This is a genomic window from Gardnerella phocaeensis (assembly GCF_048545075.1).
Classification (GTDB): domain Bacteria; phylum Actinomycetota; class Actinomycetes; order Actinomycetales; family Bifidobacteriaceae; genus Bifidobacterium; species Bifidobacterium vaginale_J.
Genome location: NZ_JBKQXS010000002.1, coordinates 317,736 through 342,353 on the forward strand (window position 1 = coordinate 317,736; position 24,618 = coordinate 342,353).

Here is a 24,618-nt window from a genome sequence, read left to right on the forward strand (position 1 = left end):
TTTTTCTATTAAGTTTTTTGTTGTTATTAAGTTTTTCTATTAAGTTTTGTTATTGCCTATAAGCAATCGCTCATAAACCGAGAATGCTTATAAGCCAGTTGAAAGTCTTTTCGCCGTGACCGCTCCGCTTGCGTTTCTTGCGCGAACTAGACTTTTTGACTTTCGGTCGTTTTTTCGGACGATTTTCAATCGCCTTAGCTTCCTCGAGCACAAGATCCGCACTACTTACCGTGCTGCTTACTATGCTTGTCGATGCGCTACTTACTGTGCTGCTTACTGCACCGCTGCTTGCGCTAGTAACAGAAGGCGCATCTGCAGCAACATTCGAAACAACATTCGAAGCAACATTCGAAACAACATTCGAAGCAACATTCGCCGCAGCATCATCACTCTTTTCAGTTTTCTTTTTCTTCTTTACAGGCAAACCAGCCCACCAAATGTATCCGCCAACAATACACAAGCTTCCAAAGCAAGCAACAATCCACCACGGGAATCGCGGCACATCAGGCTTTTTACCTCGAAGCGCCTTGTCTGCAGCAGGCGTTGGCACCACGCGTTCACCAGTAACCAAAATGCGCTGCGTGTTAATGCCAAGAGGCGTACAAGTAATCAGCGTCATCAAATCCTTACCAGGAACGGCTGCAATCTTCTTCGTCTCATCAGGGTTCACAACGATCTTGTCGACAACCTTATAGGTGAGAATCTCGTCGAAAACCTCAATTGTAAAAGTGTCACCTTTCCCAACTTCGTCCAGCCTTGTAAACATTTCCGCACTTGCCAAACCGCGATGCCCCGTAATCACAGAGCGCGTCCCCTTGCCGCCAACCGGAAGCGAAGTTCCACGCAAATGACCAAGACCTTTCAGAAGAGTGGCATCTTCTGTGCCGTGATACACAGGCAAATCAAGATCAATTTTTTTGATTCGCAAACGAGCCATCAACCCGTCGTCGTTCACTTTCAACTGATCCCAATAATCCTGACTCGCATCGGAAGTAGCTCCGTGAGAAGTCGGTATGTTCGTATTTGCCTCGTAAATAGCACCCGACGAAAGCTGACTGTTATACTCACGAGCGCGACGGAGCTGCTCATGCGGAGCAGGAACAGAATGAGTTATAAGCTTCGCATACTCTGCAGCAACTTCCGACATGTGATACTGGCTCAGCCACATGGCGGCGTGCGGGTAAATAAGCGACGCAAACGACGCAAGCAACAGCAAAGCAGGGACTATGCAGGATTTAGAGAAGTGCCAGTTTTTGGCGTTGTTGCGCGAGTTTGAGTGGTTTTCTTTTCTCACGATTTTGTTTTCGACATTCTTGAGTTTTGCTATGAATTTTGGCTGGCGTTTGGCTGGCGGATTTCTGAAGTGGCTGTGTGAGATAGGAATTTCTTTTAGCCGTGGCGCGAGTTTCGGGGGATTTCTCTCCTCGCACGTCCCGTCCTTCAGTCGCTCTGGCTGCTAAAAGAGTTTAGTGCGTCCGTCTTTCTTTAAGAATGTTGCTCCATCAGTCCTCTTTTAGTGCTCGTAAAGAAATCCCCCAAACTCTGCGTGTTTAATCGTTAATAACCGTGCCCATCGCAGAGATTTTTCGATTTTTCTTCTTCGCTTGGCGAATCAGCAGCCTGCGGCTCTGACGTTCGCCTCGCTCAGTGCGAAAAATCTCAAATCTCTACCACACGAATATTCATGCAACTAAAGTCGCGCAATTAAGCTGCGGGTAGGTGCGTGGTTTGTGTGCATGGCGTAGCGTGTGCAGCAGCGCGAATGCTAGTGTTCTTTAAGCAATAAATACTCAACGTCTGCAGAGCATGAATGCTAAAGTTCACTAAGCAACAAGTAATCGACGTTTGCAAAGCACTGATGCAAAGCTACAAAAGCAACTTCAGCAGAGCAAAACTGCAAAGCTACAAAACCACTTTTCGCAGAAGCATTGGCGCAAAGCTTCAGAATCTTCGTTTGCAAAGCAATGATGCAAAGCTTCAGGAGCAACGTCTGCAGAGCATTGGTGCAAAGCTTCAGGAACTTTGACGGAGAATTTCCAGCGTTTGCGCTCCAACCTGACTGCGCAACTAATCCGCTCAAACCGGTTGCATAGCTTGTTTCGCAACAAACTGTGCAACCGGCAAAGCAAATCAGCTGAACAATCGTTCAAGCCACTCAACCAGCCGAGCGAGTTTTACTCCTGTTCTTGCTCCTTGCGACGCTTCATCACAATGTAGAAGAACGTGCCAGCGATGCCAACAATGCCGCAAACCGTCAAAATCACCAAGCCACGAGCACCAGTCATAGGCAAGTTGCTAAGGATCTTATCGAGTTCGGTTGCTCTAGCGTTATCAATCTTCAAAGTGTTGTTCGCATCAGTTCCAGCAGTAAGATTCACGCAATGAAGCGTATTATCAAGTTTGAATCCATCTGGAGCTTTAGTTTCAACTGCGCAATAAACGTGCGAAACAGTAGAACCATTACCAACGAAGAAGGAGTCAGAAGCTTTACCTTTATCATCAGTTGCAGCCATTGTACGAACTGTGCCTTCACCACTTACTAAATCAGCGCCAGCTTCAGCAACTGTCTTACCTTTAAGGTCGTCTACCTTCTTACCGTCAGCAGCTTTATACACATCGAAGATTGCACCCTTCAAAGGTTTACCATTGTCCTTCTGATCGTTATCACTCAAGCCGATCTTATCAATGGTGAGTGTAGCGAAATTAGTGGTGTCTTCACCTTCGTGAGGATGATCTGGATCTTCACATGGATTATCCTTAGTTGGAACACAGCCAGGAGTTTTATCTCCTTCACCGGTTGCAACTCCATCTACATCAGTGTTTATAAAGTTCTTAATATTTCCAGGATTAATAACTGTTGTTACAACTGTTGCTGTAAGTTTACCGCCAACTTTTTCAGAAGCCTTAGCTAAACCAGCTTTAGTGAGCTTAACGCGAATCCACTTGACGGTCTTGAGATTGTCAGCAGTCAAATTGTCTATCTTCGTAGGGTTGTTACCAATTGAAGAATAAGCTTCAACAGTGTAGTCATCAGCAGTCAAATCTACACTTTCAGTTTTGCCTTCCTTATTAGGTTTACTAACAACCTTCACATCCTTAACACTGTTATAGTTCAAGAAATCTGTGTTAATTGGATCAGTGAAGGAAACATTGGTATAGGCTTTGCCACCATCTTTGATAGCGGTGAGCGGGATGGAAATATCCCAACCCATAGTCGTCGTAGTACCGTCAATGAATGGCTTGCTTGGAGCAGCTTGAGCTTTCTTCTCCACCTTGTTGGTGCTGACGTCATTCTTTGGATAAATCTTTAAATTGTAAATCCAAGTGTGAGTCTGCGTATCTGGAAGAGGAACCGTTACAAGGAATGGGTTAACTTGCTTGGTAACCTTAATAGGCTTGCCTTCTTTCATAGGCTTGCTATTAGCCAAGTCTTCCTCAACCAAGTACAAGCCGTATGTTTTGCCAAGGTCGAATTTTGTAGAACCATCATCACCAGTTGCTTGTTCTTTAATGTCAGCAGTGGTCTCAGAAACCTTCAACTTAGCATCAGTCAAAGCCTGAGCAGCAGTTTTATTTTCAGTCTCTAATTTCTCGATGGCTTTCCAACCAGACGTCTGAGACAAATCAATCTTGTTGCCTTGAGCATCAACGATTGGAGTAAGCTTGAATTTCACGCCAGAAATTGGTTTTTGTTTATCTGGAATAGTCTGCTTTTTACCATTATTCCTAACAGAACCCTCAGGACCTTCATACTTGTAAATGGTAATAGAAGTAGCCTGGTCAGATTTAATATTTGCGGTGTCTTCACCTTGAGCAGGTGTATCCTGTGGATTACCAGCCCACGCGATGGATCCGGCGATGCAGCAGGTGCCAAGTGTGCACGCAGCGGCTAGTACGGCAACAGCGCGCTTTAACTTTGAAGTCTGTAGACGCATATTCCCTCTCTTCAATAAGTAAACGAATCGTCTTACATCTTTATTTAGCCTCAACAGCAAGTTACAAGCTAAACAAAAGGTTATGACATAATGACAATTATGTCATTATGTCATACTTACAATTGCATCGACGACAGCAAATGTGCAAACGCACAGATACGAACGCAGATACAACTGCAACCTTCATTATTTAGCTATTTTTCGCAATGTGCGATAACGCTCAACCATGAGTAAATACAATATTAATCGATATTTAGACGGAAAATCGCGTGCAGTATAACACAGTCAAATGTTTATATCTCTAAGCACCCACCCCCCCCCCGGTACAAGAATCGTTGAAAAATAACGGTTTTTTGGGGTGACAAATTACTAACTCAGCCGCTTTTTGTGCGTTTTAATTTTTTTTCTCAAAAACCAAATCGGCGTGTCGCATTGATTCGCTTTTCGCTTAAGCGAAGCGCGAAAAGCGACCCAATGCGGTAGCGCTTGCATATTGCGTAAAGCCCAGTGGGCTTTACGCGCGCATCCTTCCCTGCGTTTGTGGACTTACCTACCCATTAAGTCCACAAATCCGAGGCGACATGCGCACAATTGTGGACTTACACACACTCAAAGTAAACAAACGCAGGGTGAAGTACGCGCATTTGTGGACATACACACCACCCAAGTCCACAAACGCGGGGAGACATTCCCACAATCTACGCTCATCGTATTTATTTATCAACATGTCAACTCAAATATAAGAACGTATATAAAAAAATAACTTTTATCCACATTTCTAAAAATATATTGCGACTTGAATTACATGAAAATAACATCATCAGCATGAAATATTGCAAAACATTATCCGGCATTTTGGAATCAGAAAATCAAGGCTCATGCTTTATGGCATCGTGCACTCAATCACGCAAAACCCTGCGCAAACAATTAGAATCCGGATATCTCGTTGAACCGTACTACGGATTGTACGCAAGGCGCACACATTGGGAAAACTTATGGTACGTAGATAAAGTACGACACATAGCTATTACTCTCACTCGAAAAATAAAAATAAAGGCATGGAAATATACCGGAGAATCTGGCGCGGCACTACTAGGACTAGACATAGTTGAAGAATACAAAAATCAATCAAAACAAATAGACATATACGTGTCATGCCCATATCCGAACAAAACTGCTGAATCAACAAATGAGAAAGCTGCAAGAAAGATAGAAAGACGTCAACTTAAACGAGTTCACATTCCAGACATTATTGAAGACGAAAATGGAATTAGTCTCGAAGAAGATCATAAGAAGCACAACGATACGCAATTGTCAGATTCTAACGAAGCTAATAAAGACACTAACAACACTATAAAAATCCTGAAAACTTCAACATTCGGGCACATTAAAACGCCAGAAGAAAACGCAATTGATTATGCAGCTAGTATCTACAACATTCTATTTGTTGAAGCATGGACCAAGCCATTTAGAATTGCTCTGCCAACCTTTGACTCAGCATGTCGAAAAGGCTTTGATCTTGAGAAAATTTACAAAACTTGTTACGAATTTTATAAATTTGCGCGCTATCAACAAAATGCTCAACAATTCTATAATCAGAAGTATTTTGAAAAATCTCAAAACCCTTATTTTGCAAACATTGACGACACTGATATTTTTGCACGACTGCGTATTCTTTGCAATTTTGCGTCACCAAAAAGTGAAAACGCTGGGGAATCTTTGGCAAGAGCTGTGATGCTTGAATTGGGCTTTATTAAACCTTATTTACAATATGAATTTCCAAATAACAATAATCCAGACTGGCCACTGCGCGCCGATTTTGCATGGAAGGTTAATGAGAGTCTTGTAGTTGGAGAATTAGATGGAACAGATAAGTATTTAATCGGATGCGGAAAAAATTTAAATTGCGATATTAATCACAAATCTTCTGATAATTTTATTGATGGTGAATTTAACAGCACAAACAGAGCACTTAAATACGATCGCGATGCTGTGAAACGAGAACGCAACAGAGAGCGAATTATTTACGAATGTGGAGCAAGCAAGATTGTACGCTTCGATTTTACAGATGTTGTAGATCCTAGAAAGCTTGAGAAAAAACTGTTATCTGCAGGTGTTCCAAAAGTGCATGTGTGAAAAGATGATATAACGCGAGCGTTTGTGAACTTACCTACCCATTAAGTCCACAAACGCAGGACTACACGCGCGCAAATGTGGACATACACACCACCCAAGTCCACAAACGCGGGACGACACGCGCGCAATTGTGGACTTACACACACTCAAAGTAAACAAACGCAGGGTGAAGTACGCGCAAATGTGGACATACACACCACCCAAGTCCACAAACGCGAGGAAATAGAAACAAGCGCTACAAAAACACGCAACAAAAAAGGAGCTTCAAGCCCGAAAGCTTGAAGCCCCATTTTTATATCAGATTAGCGCCATTCAGCACTCACCAAACGCAACGCGCTCAGCACGCACCAAGCAGCACACCAGCGAAATCACTCAGCTTCGTCGCCATAATCGCTCTGACCACCCTGATCGTCAAGGAAGTCATCTGGATTAAAGTCGTCGCCGAGCTTCATATCGCCAAAATCAATGTTGGAGAAGTCAACATCGCCCATATCGCTCTCACCGAAGTTCGAAGGCGTGCTATCCGCACCGCCCAAACCGAAGTTTGGATAAATAGAGTCGCGAACCTGAGGATCCGGCTCCACGTTAGCATTGCGGTAACGCGCCAAACCGGTACCAGCTGGGATGAGCTTACCGATAATCACGTTCTCCTTCAAGCCCTTAAGGTCATCTTCCTTCTGGCTCAAGGCGGCCTCAGTAAGCACGCGCGTAGTCTCCTGGAACGATGCTGCAGAAAGCCAAGAATCCGTAGCCAACGAAGCCTTGGTAATACCCATAAGCTCTGGTCGACCAGCAGCAGGCTTTCCGCCGTTCTTTACAGCAGCCAAGTTTGCCTCGCGGAACTTTGCTTGATCCACAAGCTCACCTGGAAGAAGATCCGTATCGCCAGAATCAATCACCGTAATACGGCGAAGCATCTGGTGCACGATAACTTCAATGTGCTTATCGTGAATATCAACGCCCTGAGAACGGTACACGTTGTGCACTTCCTCCACGATGTTCACCTGAGCTGCACGCGGGCCAAGAATACGCAGAATCTTCTTAGGATCCACAGAACCTTCAATCAGCTGCGTACCAACCTCAACATGGTCGCCATCTTTTACAAGCATTGGCGCACGACGAGTCACTGGGTAAACAATTGGCTCAATCGTGGTGTCGTCTGGAGTCAAAGTCACCTGACGACCGTGGTCAGTATCCTCAACCTTCACAACGCCTGGGAACTCAGCAATTGGAGCCTCACCCTTAGGAGTACGAGCCTCGAAAAGCTCCGTAACACGAGGAAGACCCTGAGTAATATCAGAAGCCGAAGCGACGCCACCAGAGTGGAAGGAACGAAGCGTAAGCTGCGTACCAGGCTCACCAATGGACTGTGCTGCCACAATACCAACAGCCTCACCAACATCCACAAGTCGGCTCGTAGCCAAGGACCAGCCGTAGCACTTTGCGCAAACGCCACGCTTGGATTCGCAAGTAAGCACAGAACGCGCCTTAACTTCCTCAACGCCGTGCGCAACCAAATCACGCAAAACGTCCATAGAAAGCGCATCTCCGCACTTTGCCAAAACTGTAGTGCCGTCAGCAGGATCAATTACATCGGCAGCAAGCAAGCGCGAGTATGGACCACCGTCAGCAGCCTTAACAAGCGTCAAATTGCCGTTTTCGTCGCGATCAGCAATCTTCATCATAAGACCGCGCTTAGTGCCGCAATCTTCTTCGCGCACGATTACTTCCTGCGAAACGTCCACAAGACGACGAGTCAAGTAGCCAGATTCTGCAGTACGAAGTGCGGTATCTGCCAGGCCCTTACGAGCGCCGTGCTGCGAGATGAAGTACTCCAACACAGACAAGCCGTCGCGGTAGTTTGACTTAACAGGTCGAGGAATAATCTCGCCCTTAGGGTTTGCCACGAGGCCTCGCATACCAGCAATCTGGCGAATCTGCATCCAGTTACCACGTGCACCTGACTGAACCATGATGTTCACGTTGTTGTCGTCGTGGAAGTTTTCGCGCATTGCGTCTGCAACCTTGTCGGTGCATTCAGTCCACAAGTTAATCAACTCTTGACGACGCTCTTCGTCTGTAAGAAGACCCATATCGTATTGAGAGTTGATTTTTGCAGCCTGATCCTCGTAATCTTGAGCAATTTGCTCGCGATTTGGAGGAAGCACAATGTCGGAGAATGCCATTGTTACGCCAGACCAAGGAGCGCGAGTAAAGCCGAGATCCTTCAAAGCGTCGAGCGTTGCTGCAACTTGAGCTGTAGAATAGCGGGTTGCGATTTCGTCGACAATCTTAGAAAGTACGCCCTTCGGCACCTGCTCGTTTACGAACGGATAGTCGACTGGCAAGGTTCCGTTGAACAAAATGCGTCCACAAGAAGTTGCAAACAGTACAGTTCCGTCCTTAAAACGCTCTTCGCGCACAACGTCTGGGCTGCCTGGCTCAGGGTCAACAACCTTAAGCTCAGCAGGCTCCCAATTCTTTGGCAATACGAAGTCTGCAGGAACTCGAATCAGCACCTTAGCTTGCATATCAATCTCATGCTTGTCGAGAGCCATTTCAGCTTCAGCAAGCGAGGAGAAAACGCGACCCTGACCCTTTGCTCCGTCAATTACGGTAGACAAGTAGTAAAGACCCAAAATCATATCCTGAGAAGGCATTGTAACGGTGTGACCGTCTGCTGGCTTCAAGATATTGTCGGAAGCCATCATCAAAGTGCGCGCTTCTGCTTGAGCTTCTGCAGAAAGCGGAAGGTGCACTGCCATCTGATCACCATCGAAGTCTGCGTTGAATGCTGCGCAGGCAAGTGGTGGCAGGTGGATTGCTTTACCTTCAACCAAAATCGGCTCGAATGCCTGAATACCCAAGCGGTGAAGTGTAGGTGCGCGGTTAAGAAGCACAGGATGCTCGGAAATAACTTCCTCGAGCACGCCCCAAACTTCGGAGTCACCACGGTCAACCAAACGCTTTGCGCTCTTCATATTCTGAGCGAAGCCCTGATCCACCAAACGCTTAATAACGAACGGCTTGAAAAGCTCCAATGCCATTGGCTTTGGCAAACCGCACTGATGCATGCGAAGGCTTGGACCAACGACGATTACGGAACGACCAGAGTAATCAACACGCTTACCGAGCAAGTTCTGGCGGAATCGGCCTTGCTTACCTTTAAGCATGTCGGAAAGCGACTTTAATGGTCGGTTGGACGCGCCGGTTACTGGGCGGCCGCGGCGACCGTTGTCGAAGAGTGAGTCAACTGCTTCCTGAAGCATGCGCTTTTCGTTATTAAGCATGATTTCAGGAGCACCAAGCTCAATAAGTCGCTTCAAACGGTTGTTACGGTTGATTACGCGACGGTACAAATCGTTCAAATCGGAAGTTGCAAAGCGACCACCATCGAGCTGAACCATTGGTCGCAAATCTGGTGGGATTACTGGAATTACGTCCAAAACCATAGCTTCTGGCTTGTTTCCAGTAGTCAAGAATGCGTTTACAACCTTCAGTCGCTTCAAAGCGCGAGCCTTGCGCTGACCGGTTCCGTTGTCGATTTCTGCGCGAAGCTCTTCGGCAGCAGACTTCAAATCGAAATCTTGCAAACGCTTCTTAATGGCTTCAGCACCCATGCAGCCTTCGAAGTAGTCGCCATAGCGATCTTCCATCTCGCGCCACAAGTCGACGTCGCCTTCCATATCGCCGGCACGCAAGCCCTTGAAACGATCAAATACGGCGTTCAAACGCTGAATTTGCTCGTCATAGCGAGTACGAATAGCAGACATTTCGCGTTCTGCACTAGCGCGCAACTTAGATCTTGCAGCACCTTTGCCTTCGCCAGATTCTTCCAGCTCGTGCAAGTCTTCTTCAACTTTCTTAGCGCGCGCTTCAATTTCGTTATCACGACGCTTGCGAAGGTTGCCGATTTCGGTATCGAATTCGTCTTGCAAATCTGGAAGATCTTGGTGACGCTGCTCTTCGTCGACTTTCGTAACCATGTAGGCTGCGAAGTAGATTACTTTTTCAAGATCCTTAGGTGCAATGTCGAGCAAGTAGCCCAAACGGCTTGGCACACCCTTGAAGAACCAAATGTGCGTTACCGGAGCTGCAAGCTCAATATGACCCATGCGTTCGCGGCGAACGCGGCTGCGTGTAACTTCTACACCACATCGCTCGCACACGATTCCCTTAAAGCGCACGCGCTTATACTTGCCGCACGCGCACTCCCAGTCGCGAGTTGGACCGAAGATCTGCTCACCGAACAGACCGTCCTTCTCTGGCTTTAGGGTACGGTAATTAATGGTTTCTGGCTTCTTTACTTCGCCGTGGCTCCAGCTACGGATATCTTCGGCGGTTGCCAGTCCAATCCTCAGTTTGTCAAATGCGTTGACGTCCAGCACTCTTATCGTCCTGTCTCATGAAATTGTTTTTAACGTTTCTTAATTTCTTAAAGTAGTGTTCGTTACTGAATCAGTTACTAAATTAATTAGCAAATCAGTTACCGAATCACTGGTATTCAGGTTCAACAGCAATCTGATCTTCCTTGGCGGACGAATCTGGTCGAGCGCCAATATTGAAGCCAAGATCGTCGGAAGATGAAACTGGGTCGTCCTCTTCATCCTTCATGTCGATTGCGACGCCTTCAGCGTTCAACACCTCAACATTAAGCGAAAGCGACTGCATTTCCTTAAGCAACACCTTGAATGATTCAGGAATGCCAGCTGGTGGCAGGTTATCGCCCTTGACGATAGCACCGTACACGCGCACACGACCGTCGACGTCATCAGACTTCGTAGTCATCATTTCGTGCAATGTGTAAGCAGCACCATAAGCCTCGAGCGCCCACACTTCCATTTCGCCGAAGCGCTGACCACCGAACTGAGCCTTACCACCCAACGGCTGCTGGGTAATCATGGAGTAAGGACCAGTGGAACGTGCGTGAATCTTATCATCAACCAAGTGATGCAGCTTCAAAATGTACATGTATCCCACAGAAATTGGCTTCGGGAATGGCTCGCCAGTACGACCGTCGAATAAGGTTGCCTTACCATCAGAGCCAACAAGCTTGTCGCCATCGCGATTTGCGAGTGTTGTGGAAAGCAAGCCCTTCAAGGTTTCTGGACGCACGCCGTCGAATACTGGTGTTGCAACTGGAGTGCATGGATCGCCATGCTCAGCACCTTGCGGCACGTACTTCTTCCAAGCTGCTTCCAAATCTGGATCCAAGTTAATATCCCAGCCAGCGTGAGCAATCCAACCCAAGTGAAGCTCGAGCACCTGACCCAAGTTCATTCGAGAAGGCACGCCCAACGGGTTAAGCATGATGTCAACTGGAGTACCATCAGCCAAGAATGGCATATCTTCTTCTGGCAAAATGCGGGAAATAACACCCTTGTTGCCGTGACGACCGGAAAGCTTATCGCCTTGCGTAATCTTACGATGCTGAGCAATGTAAACGCGAATCATTTGGTTCACGCCGTTTGGAAGCTCGTCACCGTCGTCTTCAGCGTCTTCACGAGTGATTTCCTTAACTGCAATCACAGTACCGGTCTCACCGTGTGGCACGCGCAAAGAAGTATCGCGCACTTCGCGGCTCTTTTCGCCGAAGATTGCGCGGAGCAAACGCTCTTCTGGAGTAAGCTCGGTTTCGCCCTTAGGAGTTACCTTACCAACCAAAATATCGCCGGCTTCGACTTCAGCACCAATACGAATAATGCCGCGCTCGTCGAGATTTGCAATCGCGTCTTCGCCAACGTTTGGCAGGTCACGAGTAATCTCTTCGGAACCAAGCTTGGTTTCGCGAGCGTCGATTTCGTATTCTTCAATGTGAATAGAAGAAAGTGTATCGTCTTGCACAAGACGCTGGGAAATAATCACAGCATCCTCATAGTTGTAACCGTTCCAAGGCATGAACGCAACGAGCAAATTCTTACCCAATGCAAGTTCGCCCTTTTCGGTTGCAGGACCGTCTGCCAAAACTGTACCAGCTTCAACGCGCTCGCCGTCTTTAATAAGCGGCACTTGGTTGTAGCAAGTAGTCTGGTTAGAACGCTGGAACTTGGAAAGCTTGTAGCTGGACTGAGTTCCATCGTCGTTCATAACGCGAATAATATCTGCAGAAACGTAAGTTACTACGCCCGGCTTTTCAGCCAAGATTACGTCGCCAGAATCAACTGCTGCACGCCATTCAGAACCGGTACCAACAAGTGGTCGCTCGGACTTAATAAGCGGCACAGCCTGACGCTGCATGTTCGTACCCATCAATGCGCGGTGGCCTTCATCGTGCTCCAAGAATGGAATCAAGGAAGCGCCGAGGGAAACCATCTGGCGTGGGGAAACGTCCATGTAATCTACAGTGCTTACAGGCACATCGACTGCTTCTTCTTCGTCCACGCGAGCAAGTGCTTGAGTGCCAACGAAGTTGCCGTTTTCGTCGAGTTCCTGGTTTGCCTGAGCAATAACGTGCTCGGCTTCGCGGTCTGCAGTCATGTATTCGACTTCGTTAGTTACGTGACCGTTAATAACCTTGCGGTATGGGGTTTCAATGAAGCCGAATGGGTTGATTCGTCCGAAGGTTGCCAAAGAACCGATAAGACCGATGTTTGGACCTTCTGGGGATTCGATTGGGCACATACGTCCGAAGTGGGATGGGTGCACGTCTCGAACTTCCATGGAAGCGCGATCGCGAGAAAGACCACCAGGACCAAGTGCGGAAAGACGACGCTTGTTCGTAACGCCTGCCAAAGGATTGTTTTGATCCATAAACTGGCTGAGCTGGGAAGTTCCGAAGAATTCCTTAATAGTTGCGTTTACTGGACGAATGTTGATCAAGGACTGAGGAGTAATTGCCTCTGCATCCTGAGTTGTCATACGTTCGCGCACAACGCGCTCCATGCGGCTTAAGCCGGTACGAAGCTGATTCTGCACAAGCTCGCCAACCTGACGAATACGACGGTTGCCGAAATGATCGATATCGTCAACATCAACACGCAACTGCACGTCTTGACCGTCGCGCTTACCTGGGAAGGTTTTTTCGCCGGAATGCAACGTTACCAAGTACTTAATAGTTGCGATAATATCTTCGCGGTTCAAGCTGCGATCGCTGTAATCTGCTTCAATACCGAGCTTGCGGTTGATCTTATAGCGACCAACGCGAGCCAAATCGTAACGCTTTGTGTTGAAGTAGAAGGAATCGAGAAGGTTGCGACCAGCTTCTGGAGTTGCAGTATCTGCAGGGCGAATCTTACGATACAAATCGGTAAGTGCATCGTCTTGCGTTTCGATAGGCTCTTTTGCGAGCGCATCCAAAACAAGTGGATAGCCTTGGAAAGCATCTGCAATTTCGTCTTTCGTCATGCCAATAGCCATAAGGAATACGATTGCAGACTGTTTACGCTTGCGGTCAACGCGAACACCTAAAACGTCACGCTTGTCGATCTCAAATTCCAACCATGCACCGCGGCTTGGGATAATCTTCGCACCGAAAACATCCTTGTCGGAAGTGCGATCTTGTGTACGATCAAAGTACACGCCTGGAGAGCGCACAAGCTGCGAAACGATTACTCGTTCGGTGCCACCAATAATGAAGGTGCCGTGAGGAGTTTGCAATGGGAAATCACCCATGAAAACAGTCTGGCTCTTAATTTCGCCAGTTTCGCCGTTTTCAAACTCAGCGTTCACATAAAGTGGAGCAGAATAGGTGTAATCCTTTTCCTTGCACTCGAGCACAGTGTGACGTGGCTCTTCAAAGTATGGATCAGAGAATGTGAGGCTCATTGTCTCAGCAAAGTTCTCAATTGGGGAAATCTCCTGGAAGACTTCGTCGAGACCAGAAACATGAGGCACGGTGTGAGTTCCGTTTGCTTCATCTTCTGCAACGCGCTTCTTCCAGCGTTCAGAGCCGATCAACCAATCAAAGCTGTCGGTTTGCACGCCGAGGAGGTATGGCACATCAATAGGCTCACAAATGGAGCCAAAATTCACACGATCTGACGCTTTATGCAACTTAATATCATGTTCGTCAGCACGTGCGATGACTTTCGTGGTGCTCGTCATAGCTTGTTCAGCAGCCAATGGACGTTCCTTTATCACTCGCTAGTTAACTATTTAATCTTTGAAAAACTAAAGAAAATCGCGGCAAACGAAACTGCCAAATAAGCAAGTTGCGATGCGCGGGCGCCTTCTTCGGTTCCATGAGCATGCCCGCTATATGACACACCTTACACAGTCTGTCTACTCTACCAAAAACTCCGGACTTTTCCCCACCAATAACGAACGCTCGCAATAGTAATGTGCAAGTTGCGAGTAAACTAAATACGTTACGATTACGAAGTTACGTAAAGATACTTAAAAAGCTAAGGAATAGCATGAATAACAGCGAAAATACGCAAGAAGCAGCAAGCCGCGTAGAGCAAATGTACGAGTACGGATACCGCAAATCAAATTATGGCCCAGATGAGCTTGTAACCGACGCTCATGGAAATCCAATTAGCGTTATGGACGCAATGCTCAGCGCCGACGACGCAGCGCGCGCAGAAACGCACACCCCTCACCTTTGCTTCTACTCCCCTCGTATTCCAGGAAATACAGGTTCCGCAATTCGACTTTGCGCTGTAACTGGCACTATTTTGCATTTGGTTGAGCCGCTTGGTTTTAATTTGCACGATACTAAATTACGTCGCGCAGGCCTGGATTATCACGATATGGCTCACGTTGTTTTGCACCCGAATTTTGAGAATTTAGTTGAGTCAATGCCAAATTCGCGAATTATTGCATTTACTGCGAATGCTACGAAACTTTACACTGAAATTGAATATAAGCCGAACGATATTCTGCTTTTTGGACCAGAGCCAGGAGATATTCCTGATCCAATGGATGTTATGGCTGGTCCACACGTGGCAGAGCAAGTGCGTCTTCCTATGCGCCCGTCGCTGCGTAGTTTGAATCTTACAAATTGCGCTTCTATTGCAGTGTATGAAGCGTGGAGGCAGCTCGGTTTCGCCGGCGGAAAGTAATCACGAAAGTATACGACGTTTACATAATTAAGCATGCAACAAGATTCACAATCTCTCCCCGAAGAACATCTCCCCGAAGAAACTTCTCAGCCATTGCGCGAATTGGCAACACTTACGCGCGATAATGTTGCACTTTTTTGGCATAGTTGCGCACGCGATTTGCCTTGGAGGTTTGGGCGCACTACCCCTTGGGGTGTGCTTGTATGTGAAGTAATGAGCCAGCAAACGCAAATGAGCCGCGTTGTACCCTATTGGCTCACTTGGATGCAAACTTGGCCAGATGCACAATCACTAGCTCACGCTACGAGTGCTGAAATTATTACAGCTTGGGGTCGCCTCGGCTACCCTCGACGCGCGTTACGTTTACAATCTTGTGCTCAAGTTGTAGCAACAAGATATCGCAATAAGCTGCCATGCACCTATGAAGAACTTATTGCCTTGCCAGGTGTAGGCGATTACACAGCAAGTGCAATACTCAGCTTTGCTTATGGCAAGCACATTGCGGTGATTGATACAAATATTCGCCGCGTACTTATGCGCGCTTTTACTGGAACTGAATCGCATGGTGGCAGCACAACGCAATCTGACCGCGAGCTTGCTGCCGCAGTATTGCCAGAAGATAATCATGTTACTGCTGCCACTGCTAACGCTACTAACACCACCAACACTACCTGCACTTCATCCGTTTGGAATCAGGCAATTATGGAAATTGGTGCTACCATTTGCACAGCACGATCTCCGCAATGCACTGCATGCCCTTTGCAAACATGGTGCCGTTTCAAAGCTGCTGGATTTCCAGGTCTTGGCCGCCATACCCGCCCCCAGCAGCATTTTGCCGCCACTAATCGGCAAGTGCGCGGCATTATTTTGCAGGCATTGCGTGAAGCACATAAAAAACAGCAGGTATTGCAACGTTGCGAGATCAACAATTTATGGTCGAATCAAACACAACTTGACGAATGCATTGCTTCGCTCGATCATGACAGTCTTATCACTATATTGCCAGATGGCACTTTAGCATTACCTTAAGTAACTAACTCATTACGCTGCTTTTGTAACTCTTTAATTAACAGCTTAATTACTTTGTATGAGAGTCTACCTTGTGTAGTGAGTACAGTTCATCTCATCGACTTATGTATTACAATGGTAAGTATGTCAATGCCAACTACGTCACCACGTAAGCCGCATCGCAATGCGGGCGAAACATCGGTTAGCAACCCGATGCGCAAACCCGTACATAACATGAACGCAGCAAAACGAAGAATGTATCGTCGCCGCAGGATTGTTGTCGGTATTGCTTTTTTGCTTTTGCTTATGTTGGCAATATTTTGTGTTATTAGCTTGAGCAAGGGTATTGCCGCTATTGGTAAAGCGATTGCCGGTCATGAAGTTACTATTGTTCGTCAACCAGTGCCAGACCCTCGTCCTGTTGGATTAACACCTCATTGCACTGATAAAGATATTCGTCTTGAGCTTTCTACTAAGTCACAAACTGTTCCTATGGGCGGTAGCGTTGAGTTGACAGAACGATTTGTGTACGAAGGAAACTCTTCTTGCCTTATTGACGCATCGGATATGAATGCTGTTCTAACTATTAATAGTAGTGAAGAAGTTACGCAAGGTAAGCAAGCAACTAAAGATAATAAAAAGAAAGACAGCAAAGACTTTAAAGACGCCAGTAAGAGCGTTGACTACTTATCACACGCAGTATGGCGTTCAGACGTATGCGATATGACTTTGAGACCTCTTCTTATGGCAAAAGGCGACCATTTTGAGAAGAAAATTACTTGGAACACTAATTCCACTTCCGGCAAAGGCTGCACCGCTGATGAGGATTTGCCGAAAGTGAATCGCGGAACTTACGTTTTGCGCATTGAGCATAAACGAGTACAAGGGCTTCACAGCGAGCCAGTGATCATTAATGTGCAGTAGGATTTATGCGTGCGACGACCTGCCGAAACGCTGCGCTCGTTTTTGTGGACTTATGTGGGGTGTAAGTCCCCAATTGCGCGCATGTTCTCCGGCATTTGCGCTGACGACTGCACCAGTAACGAAAAAACGGTGACGCTCGCGCAGCGCTTTGACCGAGCTTGAAATCACAGGATTTCAAGCTCACTCAAAGCGTGATTTGGCTCAAATGTGAAGCACGGTGTGCTTCACATGCCAAATCAGCCGAACGGCTACCAATAGCCGTGAGGAATAAGCTCGCTACGAAACTCGCTTTGAAGGAGCTTGAAATCCTGTGATTTCAAGCTCGGTCAAAGCGCACGCTAATTCTTGAAGCTGTGCACTGGAGCAGGAATGCGTCCACCGCGAGTTACGAAAGCTTCGCAACTTGTTTGGTTTACTGGCACAATCGGCGCATATCCCATTAATCCGCCGAAGTTCGCCATTTCGCCTACACCTTTTCCAATTACTGGAATAATTCGCACAGCGGTAGTTTTTTGATTAATCATGCCGATTGCAGATTCATCCGCAATCATGCCAGAAATCGTTGCAGCGGAAGTATTTCCAGGAATTGCAATCATGTCAAGACCAACTGAGCAAACGCATGTCATTGCTTCAAGCTTTTCAATAGTCAAGCAGCCAGACTTCGCAGCAGCAATCATATTTGCATCTTCCGAAACAGGTATAAATGCTCCAGAAAGGCCGCCAACATAGCTACTTGCCATAATGCCACCCTTCTTAACTTGATCGTTTAGCATAGCTAGCGCTGCAGTTGTGCCAGGAGCACCAACTTGATCCAAACCGATTTTCTCAAGCACTTCGCCAACAGAATCGCCAACTGCAGGAGTTGGAGCAAGCGACAAGTCTATAATTCCAAACGGCACACCAAGCCTACGAGAAGCCTCTTGCGCAACCAACTGACCTACGCGAGTAATTTTAAACGCAGTGCGCTTAATAGTGTCGCACAGAAAAGCAAAGTCTTTTCCTTTAGCGGCATCGAGTGCACTCGAAACAACGCCAGGACCAGACACGCCAACATTAATCACAGCATCGCCTTCAGTTACACCATGGAAACCGCCTGCCATGAACGGATTGTCGTCCGGAGCATTGCAAAAAGCCACGAATTTAACGCAACCGTAAGAATCGTTTCCAGCTGTAGCTTCAGCGATCTTTTTAATCGTGCGTCCGAGCAGCTCTACGCAATCCATGTCAATACCGGTTCGCGTTGAGCCAACATTCACAGACGAGCACACAATTTCCGTCTCACTTAAGGCTTGCGGAAGCGACTCAATAAGCATGCGGTCTGCTGCAGTCATCGACTTTGCTGGAAGCGCAGAATAGCCACCAATTAAATCAACTCCAACAGTGTGTGCTGCTCTGTCTAATGCGTGCGCAATTTGCACAAAATCTTCAGGCTTTTTACAAGATGACGCTCCAACAAGCGAAATTGGAGTTACGGTAATTCGTTTGTTTACAATTGGAATTCCGTAGTCGCGCGAAATATCGTTACCGGTTTTTACTAAATCTTTCGCAAGACGTGTGATTTTTTCCTCAATTTTGTTACAAACGTCCTGCAAGTTTTCGCAAGCGCAATCTAGTAGGTTAATTCCCATGGTGATTGTGCGAACGTCGAGCTGTTCTTGCTCAATCATCGAATTAGTTTCGCTTACTTCCATCAGGTTGAGCATTGTGTACTTCCTTACGTTTACTTAGATTGCTTTAGATTGCTACGAGTTTTAGATTCTGTGCATTGCAGTGAAAATATTGCTGCGCTGGCAGCGAATACGCACACCAATTTCGTTTCCTAGCGTTTCTAATCCTGCAGCAAAGTCACCAAATTCGCAATCAACAGTAGACACGTCAACAATCATCATCATGTTGAAGAATCCGTCGACAATTGTTTGAGAAATATTCAAAATATTTACATTATGCTCGGCAGCATGCGAAGTAACTTTCGCGATAATACCAACGGTATCGCAGCCAACGACTGTAATAATCGCTCTGGAAGCATCAGATTGCAACACTTCTTGCGATTCATTATTTTCTGCAACTGCTGTTGTGTTATTGGCGACCATATTTGCCTCCTGCCGTTTTGAACCCGTTGTTAATGCATAAAGTTTATGCATTAACGCGAATTATGCGGTTATTTGTTTTAATTTTATATATTATGCACTTTATGCGCTTTTATACGTTTTTATGCGTAAATATTATGCTGCTTCATATCTTCCGGAAGCGCGTTGCGAAGCGACACAAGCGATCCAGAGCGGAACACGGAACGAATGCCAGCAGCAAGAAGCGGCGCAATCGAAAGAACCGTCATATTATCAAGACGCTTCTCTTCAGGCACAGGAACTGTATCCGTCACAATGATTTCGCGAGCGCCAGCAGCTTTCAAACGCTCAACAGCAGGACCGGAAAGCAAAGCATGCGTTGCAACCAAAGTAACAGATTTTGCTCCAGCCTCACGCAAAGTGCGTACAGCTTCACAAATAGTGCCAGCAGTATCGATCATATCGTCTACAACAATGCAATCGCGTCCTTTAATCTCACCGATAATGCCGTGAGCTTCAGCATGGTTAGGACGCGTAATATCGCGCGTTTTATGAATAAAAGCAAGAGGTAAATCTCCGAGTTTTGCAGCCCATTGCTCAGAAACTTTGATACGTCCAGCATCAGGAGACACGATAGTTGCGTTGTCGAGTTTCATAGAGTTTCGCACATAATCAATAAGCACAGGCATAGCAGTCAAGTGGTCAACAGGTCCGTCAAAGAAGCCTTGTTCTTGAGTTGCGTGCATGTCAACAGTCAAAATGCGCGTGGCGCCAGCAGCGCGGAATAAGTCAAACATTAAGCGAGCAGTAATAGGCTCACGTCCCTGATGCTTCTTATCTTGGCGAGAATATCCAAAGAACGGCGCAACCACGTTAATACTGCGAGCAGATGCACGTCGCAAAGAATCGACCATAAGCAGCTGTTCCATAATCCAATTGTTAATAGGACTCGTGTGCGCTTGAAGCACAAACACATCTGAACCACGAACAGGCTGAGTAAAGCGCACATACATTTCGCCATTCGCAAAATCGTAGGCAGTAGTCTCAAGCACATCAATACCAAGATACTGTGCAGTTTCATTAGCAAGTTCTGGGTATGCGCGACCCGTAACTAACATCATCTGCTTTTTTGGATTGCCTTCAAGAATTATTGACATAATTGCCTTCCCGTTTGCAAACTGGTGTTGCGCGACATAGTCGTTTTCTATTTTAGCAGCTTGTGCGCCTCGTACGACACAACAGGCGTTTTATTTTAGCTCGTTACTTTAAAATCATTAAGCACTACGCTTGCAAAGCAAAATCATCATTACGAAAATAAGTCCGAATCCCACAAAATCTGCCCACGAAAAAACGGCTCCAGTAAACATAACAGCAGTAATTGCAGCAGTAACAGGTTCGCTAGCTCCAAGCAAAGTTCCACGAACTGAACCGACTCGCATAATGCCCTCTAAGAACAGCCAATATGCTCCAAAAGTTCCAGCAATAACAGTAAAAGTAAAAAGCAATATAGCGCGCAAATCTAATGCAGGCATCGTTTCCCACGGTCGCACAAACGGGAGCATAATCAGACCCGAAATAATAAACGTAATGCCATTAACAGTCAGATTTCCCCATTTTGCAATCAATTTCACAGGCATAATAGCAAGCGCCGCTGTAGACGCAGCATCTGCAAGACCCCAAAGCAAACCCATAACAGGCAAAGATAGTGAAGAAAGATTACCACCTGTAGCCATTAAAGCAGTTCCTGCAAAAGCTAGCACAACTCCAATAGTTTCGCGCATAGTTGGCACGCGGCGAGTGTGTAAACACACATAAACCAAAACAAACAGTAAGTTAAGGCTTTGAAGCACAGTAGCAGTGCCAGAATTAGTCCAATCAATAGTACATAAATACGAAACTTGCGTAAGAAGAACGCACACAATTCCCGTAATAGCCATTGAAATCCAAGTACGACCAGTTTTCACAGCACCACTTAACTGCTTAGGAGTGCAAGCTGCAGCAGTAATGACAAATAATATGCCAGCAGCAATTTGACGAACGCAAGCTATTTGCAAAGGAGTTATTTTGTACGTTGACATCAATATTTTTGAAACCGTTGCGTTTGCACCCCAAAATGCACCACCCAAAAGAGTTAAAAATATTCCTACAAGAATAGCGTTTGTAGAATGATTTAACGCTGGATTAGGTTTATTTGGAGTACCTTCGATTGCTTTTGCTGCAGCTTTTGATGTGTCAAAAGTCTTTGAACCTGTTGATTGCAATTTTGAAGATTGTTGCTTTTTTGTTGAAGATGCATCAATAGCACCAATATTTGATGAATCCAAATCACGCGCACTGCTACGCCAAGAAAACTTAACCATTATTAGATTCACCTCGCATCCCCAAAACAAGCAAACATGCAGTAATTATTGCACATCTACTCAACTAATTTGCTTGTAAACAACACTTTAGAGAAACATACTCTACTTGCGCACACGAAAGAAATGTATAGTATTAAAAAATTACAATTCAAAATGCGCGCATTAAACAATAAAATCAACGAAATAAACCAAAATAACAACGTGACTAAGCCATAAATCAACGCACTAGCCATATGAAGGCGGTAACATGCACAACTACGCATCAAACAGTAATACTTTTCAACCACACCACATTTTAGTCACTGGCGGCGCAGGCTTTATTGGATCTAATTTTGTGCATTACATAGCTAAATATCATGCAACGGTTGCTGTTACGGTACTTGATTTGCTTACTTACGCTGGGAATATGGCAAATCTTTACGACTTACCTCAAGATTTTGCAAACAACCGATACGCTTTTATTCGCGGAGATATTCGAGACGAAAATATAGTTGATCAACTATTAGATCCGCATAATCCAATTAAAACGGCAAAAGGAACAACACTTCCTGCTATCGACGCAATCGTAAATTTTGCTGCAGAATCACATAACGATAATGCAATCGAGTTTTCTGACCCGTTTATAAGCACAAATATTTTAGGAACGCATACACTAATTAAATTCGCACACAAATATAATATTCGCTTCCATCAAGTAAGTACCGATGAAGTTTACGGAGATTTTCCTATTGACAGCGTGCTTAAATTTGACGAGTCAAGCCCGTATCGTCCGTCTAGTCCATATTCTGCAAGCAAAGCTGCAGGCGATCTGTTGATAAAAGCATGGTGTAGAACTTACGGTTTGCGCGCAACTATTTCGAATAGCAGCAATAATTACGGTCCACGACAGCATATTGAAAAGTTTATTCCTCGCCAAATTACAAACATTATGTGCAATATGCCAGCAAAATTGTACGGCGTAGGAGATTCGATACGCGATTGGATCCACGTTGAAGATAATTGCGACGCAATATGGCACGTTCTAACGCGTGGAACAATCGGTGAAACATATAATATTGGCGCTAACTGTGAAGTTAACAACATGAATATTTTGCGTATTTTGATGCAAATAATGGGCGTGCCGGAAACAAATATAACGTATGTAAATCCAAGAATAGGCGAAGATAGGCGTTACGCACTAGATACTACGAAAATTCGAACGCAATTAAAATGGGAGCCTAAGCACAACAATTTGAAGCAAGACTTGCAAGAAACAATATCGTGGTACGACTCTCACGCTGATTTATGGAAGCCTATTAAAGCGCAAGTTGAGCAGCATTATGCTGAATTAGGGCACTGAATTTGCGTGACGAAACTGGGGTAAGAGGTAATCAGGTAAGCGGCAATCGTATAAGCGGAAGTAAGCGGAGGTAAGGTAAGCGGAAATCGGGGTTTTCGGCATGAAAAAAGGGCTTCTAGCGATTGGCTAGAAACCCTAGGCGCGGAGAATACGAGATTCGAACTCGTGAGGCTGTTACACCAACACGCTTTCCAAGCGTGCGCCATAGACCACTAGGCGAATTCTCCAAATGTTAACTTAACAACCAAATCGCTTGATAAGCAAACAACTTAAATAGAATACCACGAATTTGAGATATTGCAAATTAATACGCGCGTTGACACGCCGAAACGGCAGAAACTTTACGCGACTGTAAAGAAAAAGTCGGCTACACGCGAAATAGCGGCAGAAACTTTACAGTCGCGTAAAATAAAGGTCGCTTGCGCGCGAAAAAACGGCAGAAACTTTACGCAACTGTAAAGAAAAGGTCGGCTACACGCGAAATAGCGGCAGAAACTTTACACGCGAGTAAAGGAAAAGTCGTTTTTGCACGAAAAAACGGCAGAAACTTTACAGCGACGAAAGTTGAGACTACTTAAGCAGCGGCGCTACTTGCGATTCGTAAGCGCGCAAAGCCATGTCGATTACATTGTGCATGTCGTAATAGCTGTAAGTTCCCAAGCGACCGCCGAAAACCGTGCGAGGCTCAGCTGCAGCAAGCTCCGCATAGCGCGCGTACAATGCTTTATCTGCATCAGTATTCACAGGATAGTAAGGTTCATCGTCGCGAGTTGCAGCGCGAGAATACTCCTGCCACACTACAGTTTCCCCAGCTTTCACACTCTTTCCTGGCTCAAAATCAGCATCACCACTAGCCTCTCCGCCAACTTCCTCGCGCTCCGGATTAAAGTTCTTAAACTCAATCGCGCGCGTAAATGGCACATCAGCATCCGAATAGTTCATAACTGGGCAGCCGAAGTGGTCGTTCTCCTCGTAACGCACTTCCTTAAAGTCCACAGTGCGCCACTTCAATTCGCCGAGCGCATAGTCAAAATACCTATCAACCGGACCGGTATAAACAACCGGCACTCCAGCCTCTGCCAACGCGCGCTTGTTAAACGGCTGCGACTCGTCGAAAAAGTCTACGCCAAGCGAAACGTGAATACGCGGATCGTCAATCATGCGCTGCATCCAAGCAGTGTAGCCGTCCGTTGGCAATCCTTCCCAAGTGTCTTTAAAGTAGCGATTATTGTAGTTAAATCGCACAGGCAAGCGCTTAATAATTCCGGCAGGGAGCTCGGAAGGATCCGTTTGCCACTGCTTTGCTGTGTAGTTTTTAATAAACGCTTCATACAAAGGTCGCCCAATTAAACTAATGCCCTTATCGTTCAAATTTTGCGGATCTTTGCCAGCCAACTCCCCTGCTTGGCTTGCAATCAAAGCCTTCGCTTCTTCCGGCGTGTAGTGTGCATGGAAGAACTGGTTAATTGTACCCAAGTTGATTGGTAACGGGTAAACTTCGCCGTCGTGCGTTGCGTACACGCGATGCACGTAGTTAGTAAACGATGTAAAACGATTAACATAATCCCATACGCGCTTGTTGCTTGTGTGGAAAAGATGCGCGCCATACTTGTGAATTTCGATTCCCGTGCGCTCGTCAAAATACGAGTAGGCATTGCCGCCAATGTGATTTCGAACGTCAATAATTTCAACGCGAGCGCCCGTATGCTCCACTGCTTGCTGAGCTACAGTTAAGCCGAACAATCCTGCTCCAACAACTACTAAATCTGGGTAAGTTGCTGATTTTGCTTTTTCGTACATTTTATTCCTTTATAAGATACGTCTATTTTGAAATTATGCTTTATATAT

16 protein-coding genes and 1 tRNA gene are annotated in these 24,618 nt (G+C 46.0%); 6 read left to right on the top strand and 11 right to left on the bottom strand.

Annotation, left to right across the window (positions count from 1 at the left end; all coding sequences use genetic code 11):
- Positions 1–70: 70 nt before the first annotated feature.
- A complete protein-coding gene (locus tag ACJV2T_RS03955; protein ID WP_419399206.1) occupies positions 71–1,294 on the bottom strand; it encodes a class C sortase in 1,224 nt (407 codons plus the stop codon).
- On the opposite strand from ACJV2T_RS03955, the gene ACJV2T_RS03960 reads away from it, so the two are divergent.
- On the top strand, positions 1,227–1,460 hold the full coding sequence (locus ACJV2T_RS03960) for a hypothetical protein (RefSeq protein WP_419399260.1): 234 nt from the start codon (positions 1,227–1,229) through the stop codon (positions 1,458–1,460). The two genes, ACJV2T_RS03955 and ACJV2T_RS03960, sit on opposite strands and share 68 nt — an antisense overlap.
- 420 nt (positions 1,461–1,880) lie before the next feature.
- Here ACJV2T_RS03960 and ACJV2T_RS03965 read toward each other — a convergent pair whose 3' ends face one another.
- The gene (locus ACJV2T_RS03965) at positions 1,881–2,054 is read right to left on the bottom strand and encodes a hypothetical protein (protein ID WP_419399207.1); all 174 of its coding nucleotides are present in this window, start codon (positions 2,052–2,054) and stop codon (positions 1,881–1,883) included.
- Between the two features lie 120 nt (positions 2,055–2,174).
- On the bottom strand, positions 2,175–3,935 hold the full coding sequence (locus ACJV2T_RS03970) for a SpaH/EbpB family LPXTG-anchored major pilin (protein WP_419399208.1): 1,761 nt from the start codon (positions 3,933–3,935) through the stop codon (positions 2,175–2,177).
- A gap of 885 nt (positions 3,936–4,820) precedes the next feature.
- Here ACJV2T_RS03970 and ACJV2T_RS03975 point away from each other — a divergent pair.
- Complete coding sequence (locus tag ACJV2T_RS03975; protein WP_419399209.1) at positions 4,821–6,071, top strand: hypothetical protein; 1,251 nt, start codon at positions 4,821–4,823, stop codon at positions 6,069–6,071.
- A gap of 368 nt (positions 6,072–6,439) precedes the next feature.
- Here ACJV2T_RS03975 and ACJV2T_RS03980 read toward each other — a convergent pair whose 3' ends face one another.
- Entirely contained in the window at positions 6,440–10,459 is a 4,020-nt protein-coding gene (locus ACJV2T_RS03980; protein WP_415683688.1) for a DNA-directed RNA polymerase subunit beta', read from the bottom strand.
- A 106-nt stretch (positions 10,460–10,565) separates the two neighbouring features.
- On the bottom strand, positions 10,566–14,114 hold the full coding sequence (gene rpoB / locus ACJV2T_RS03985; RefSeq protein ID WP_415687606.1) for a DNA-directed RNA polymerase subunit beta: 3,549 nt from the start codon (positions 14,112–14,114) through the stop codon (positions 10,566–10,568).
- A gap of 311 nt (positions 14,115–14,425) precedes the next feature.
- On the opposite strand from rpoB, the gene ACJV2T_RS03990 reads away from it, so the two are divergent.
- The 3 genes from ACJV2T_RS03990 to ACJV2T_RS04000 all read left to right on the top strand — a co-directional run bounded on the left by ACJV2T_RS03990 (position 14,426) and on the right by ACJV2T_RS04000 (position 17,005).
- Positions 14,426–15,073 carry a tRNA (cytidine(34)-2'-O)-methyltransferase gene (locus tag ACJV2T_RS03990; RefSeq protein WP_415687514.1) on the top strand — a complete coding sequence of 216 codons (648 nt, stop codon included), beginning with the start codon at positions 14,426–14,428 and terminating at the stop codon, positions 15,071–15,073.
- A gap of 33 nt (positions 15,074–15,106) precedes the next feature.
- Positions 15,107–16,102 (top strand): HhH-GPD family protein, encoded by a 996-nt coding sequence (locus tag ACJV2T_RS03995; RefSeq protein WP_415687846.1) that lies wholly within the window; start codon positions 15,107–15,109, stop codon positions 16,100–16,102.
- Between the two features lie 114 nt (positions 16,103–16,216).
- Positions 16,217–17,005, top strand: a complete 789-nt coding sequence (locus tag ACJV2T_RS04000) for a peptide ABC transporter permease (RefSeq protein ID WP_419399210.1) — start codon at positions 16,217–16,219, stop codon at positions 17,003–17,005.
- A gap of 338 nt (positions 17,006–17,343) precedes the next feature.
- Here ACJV2T_RS04000 and ACJV2T_RS04005 read toward each other — a convergent pair whose 3' ends face one another.
- The 4 genes from ACJV2T_RS04005 to ACJV2T_RS04020 all read right to left on the bottom strand — a co-directional run bounded on the left by ACJV2T_RS04005 (position 17,344) and on the right by ACJV2T_RS04020 (position 21,431).
- Complete coding sequence (locus ACJV2T_RS04005; RefSeq protein WP_415687518.1) at positions 17,344–18,708, bottom strand: PFL family protein; 1,365 nt, start codon at positions 18,706–18,708, stop codon at positions 17,344–17,346.
- 48 nt (positions 18,709–18,756) lie between these two features.
- The gene (locus ACJV2T_RS04010) at positions 18,757–19,095 is read right to left on the bottom strand and encodes an ACT domain-containing protein (protein ID WP_119526124.1); all 339 of its coding nucleotides are present in this window, start codon (positions 19,093–19,095) and stop codon (positions 18,757–18,759) included.
- A 119-nt stretch (positions 19,096–19,214) separates the two neighbouring features.
- Positions 19,215–20,228, bottom strand: coding sequence for a ribose-phosphate diphosphokinase (locus tag ACJV2T_RS04015; RefSeq protein ID WP_119526122.1), 1,014 nt, complete (start codon positions 20,226–20,228; stop codon positions 19,215–19,217).
- Between the two features lie 117 nt (positions 20,229–20,345).
- Entirely contained in the window at positions 20,346–21,431 is a 1,086-nt protein-coding gene (locus tag ACJV2T_RS04020; RefSeq protein WP_419399211.1) for a DMT family transporter, read from the bottom strand.
- A gap of 247 nt (positions 21,432–21,678) precedes the next feature.
- Here ACJV2T_RS04020 and rfbB point away from each other — a divergent pair, with 247 nt between their 5' ends.
- Positions 21,679–22,770, top strand: coding sequence for a dTDP-glucose 4,6-dehydratase (gene rfbB / locus ACJV2T_RS04025; protein WP_419399212.1), 1,092 nt, complete (start codon positions 21,679–21,681; stop codon positions 22,768–22,770).
- A 142-nt stretch (positions 22,771–22,912) separates the two neighbouring features.
- Here the strand turns inward: rfbB and ACJV2T_RS04030 are convergent.
- Both ACJV2T_RS04030 and glf read right to left on the bottom strand, forming a co-directional pair.
- A tRNA-Ser gene (locus ACJV2T_RS04030) sits at positions 22,913–22,997 on the bottom strand.
- A 343-nt stretch (positions 22,998–23,340) separates the two neighbouring features.
- The gene (glf, locus tag ACJV2T_RS04035) at positions 23,341–24,570 is read right to left on the bottom strand and encodes a UDP-galactopyranose mutase (protein ID WP_419399213.1); all 1,230 of its coding nucleotides are present in this window, start codon (positions 24,568–24,570) and stop codon (positions 23,341–23,343) included.
- Between the last annotated feature and the right edge of the window lie 48 nt (positions 24,571–24,618).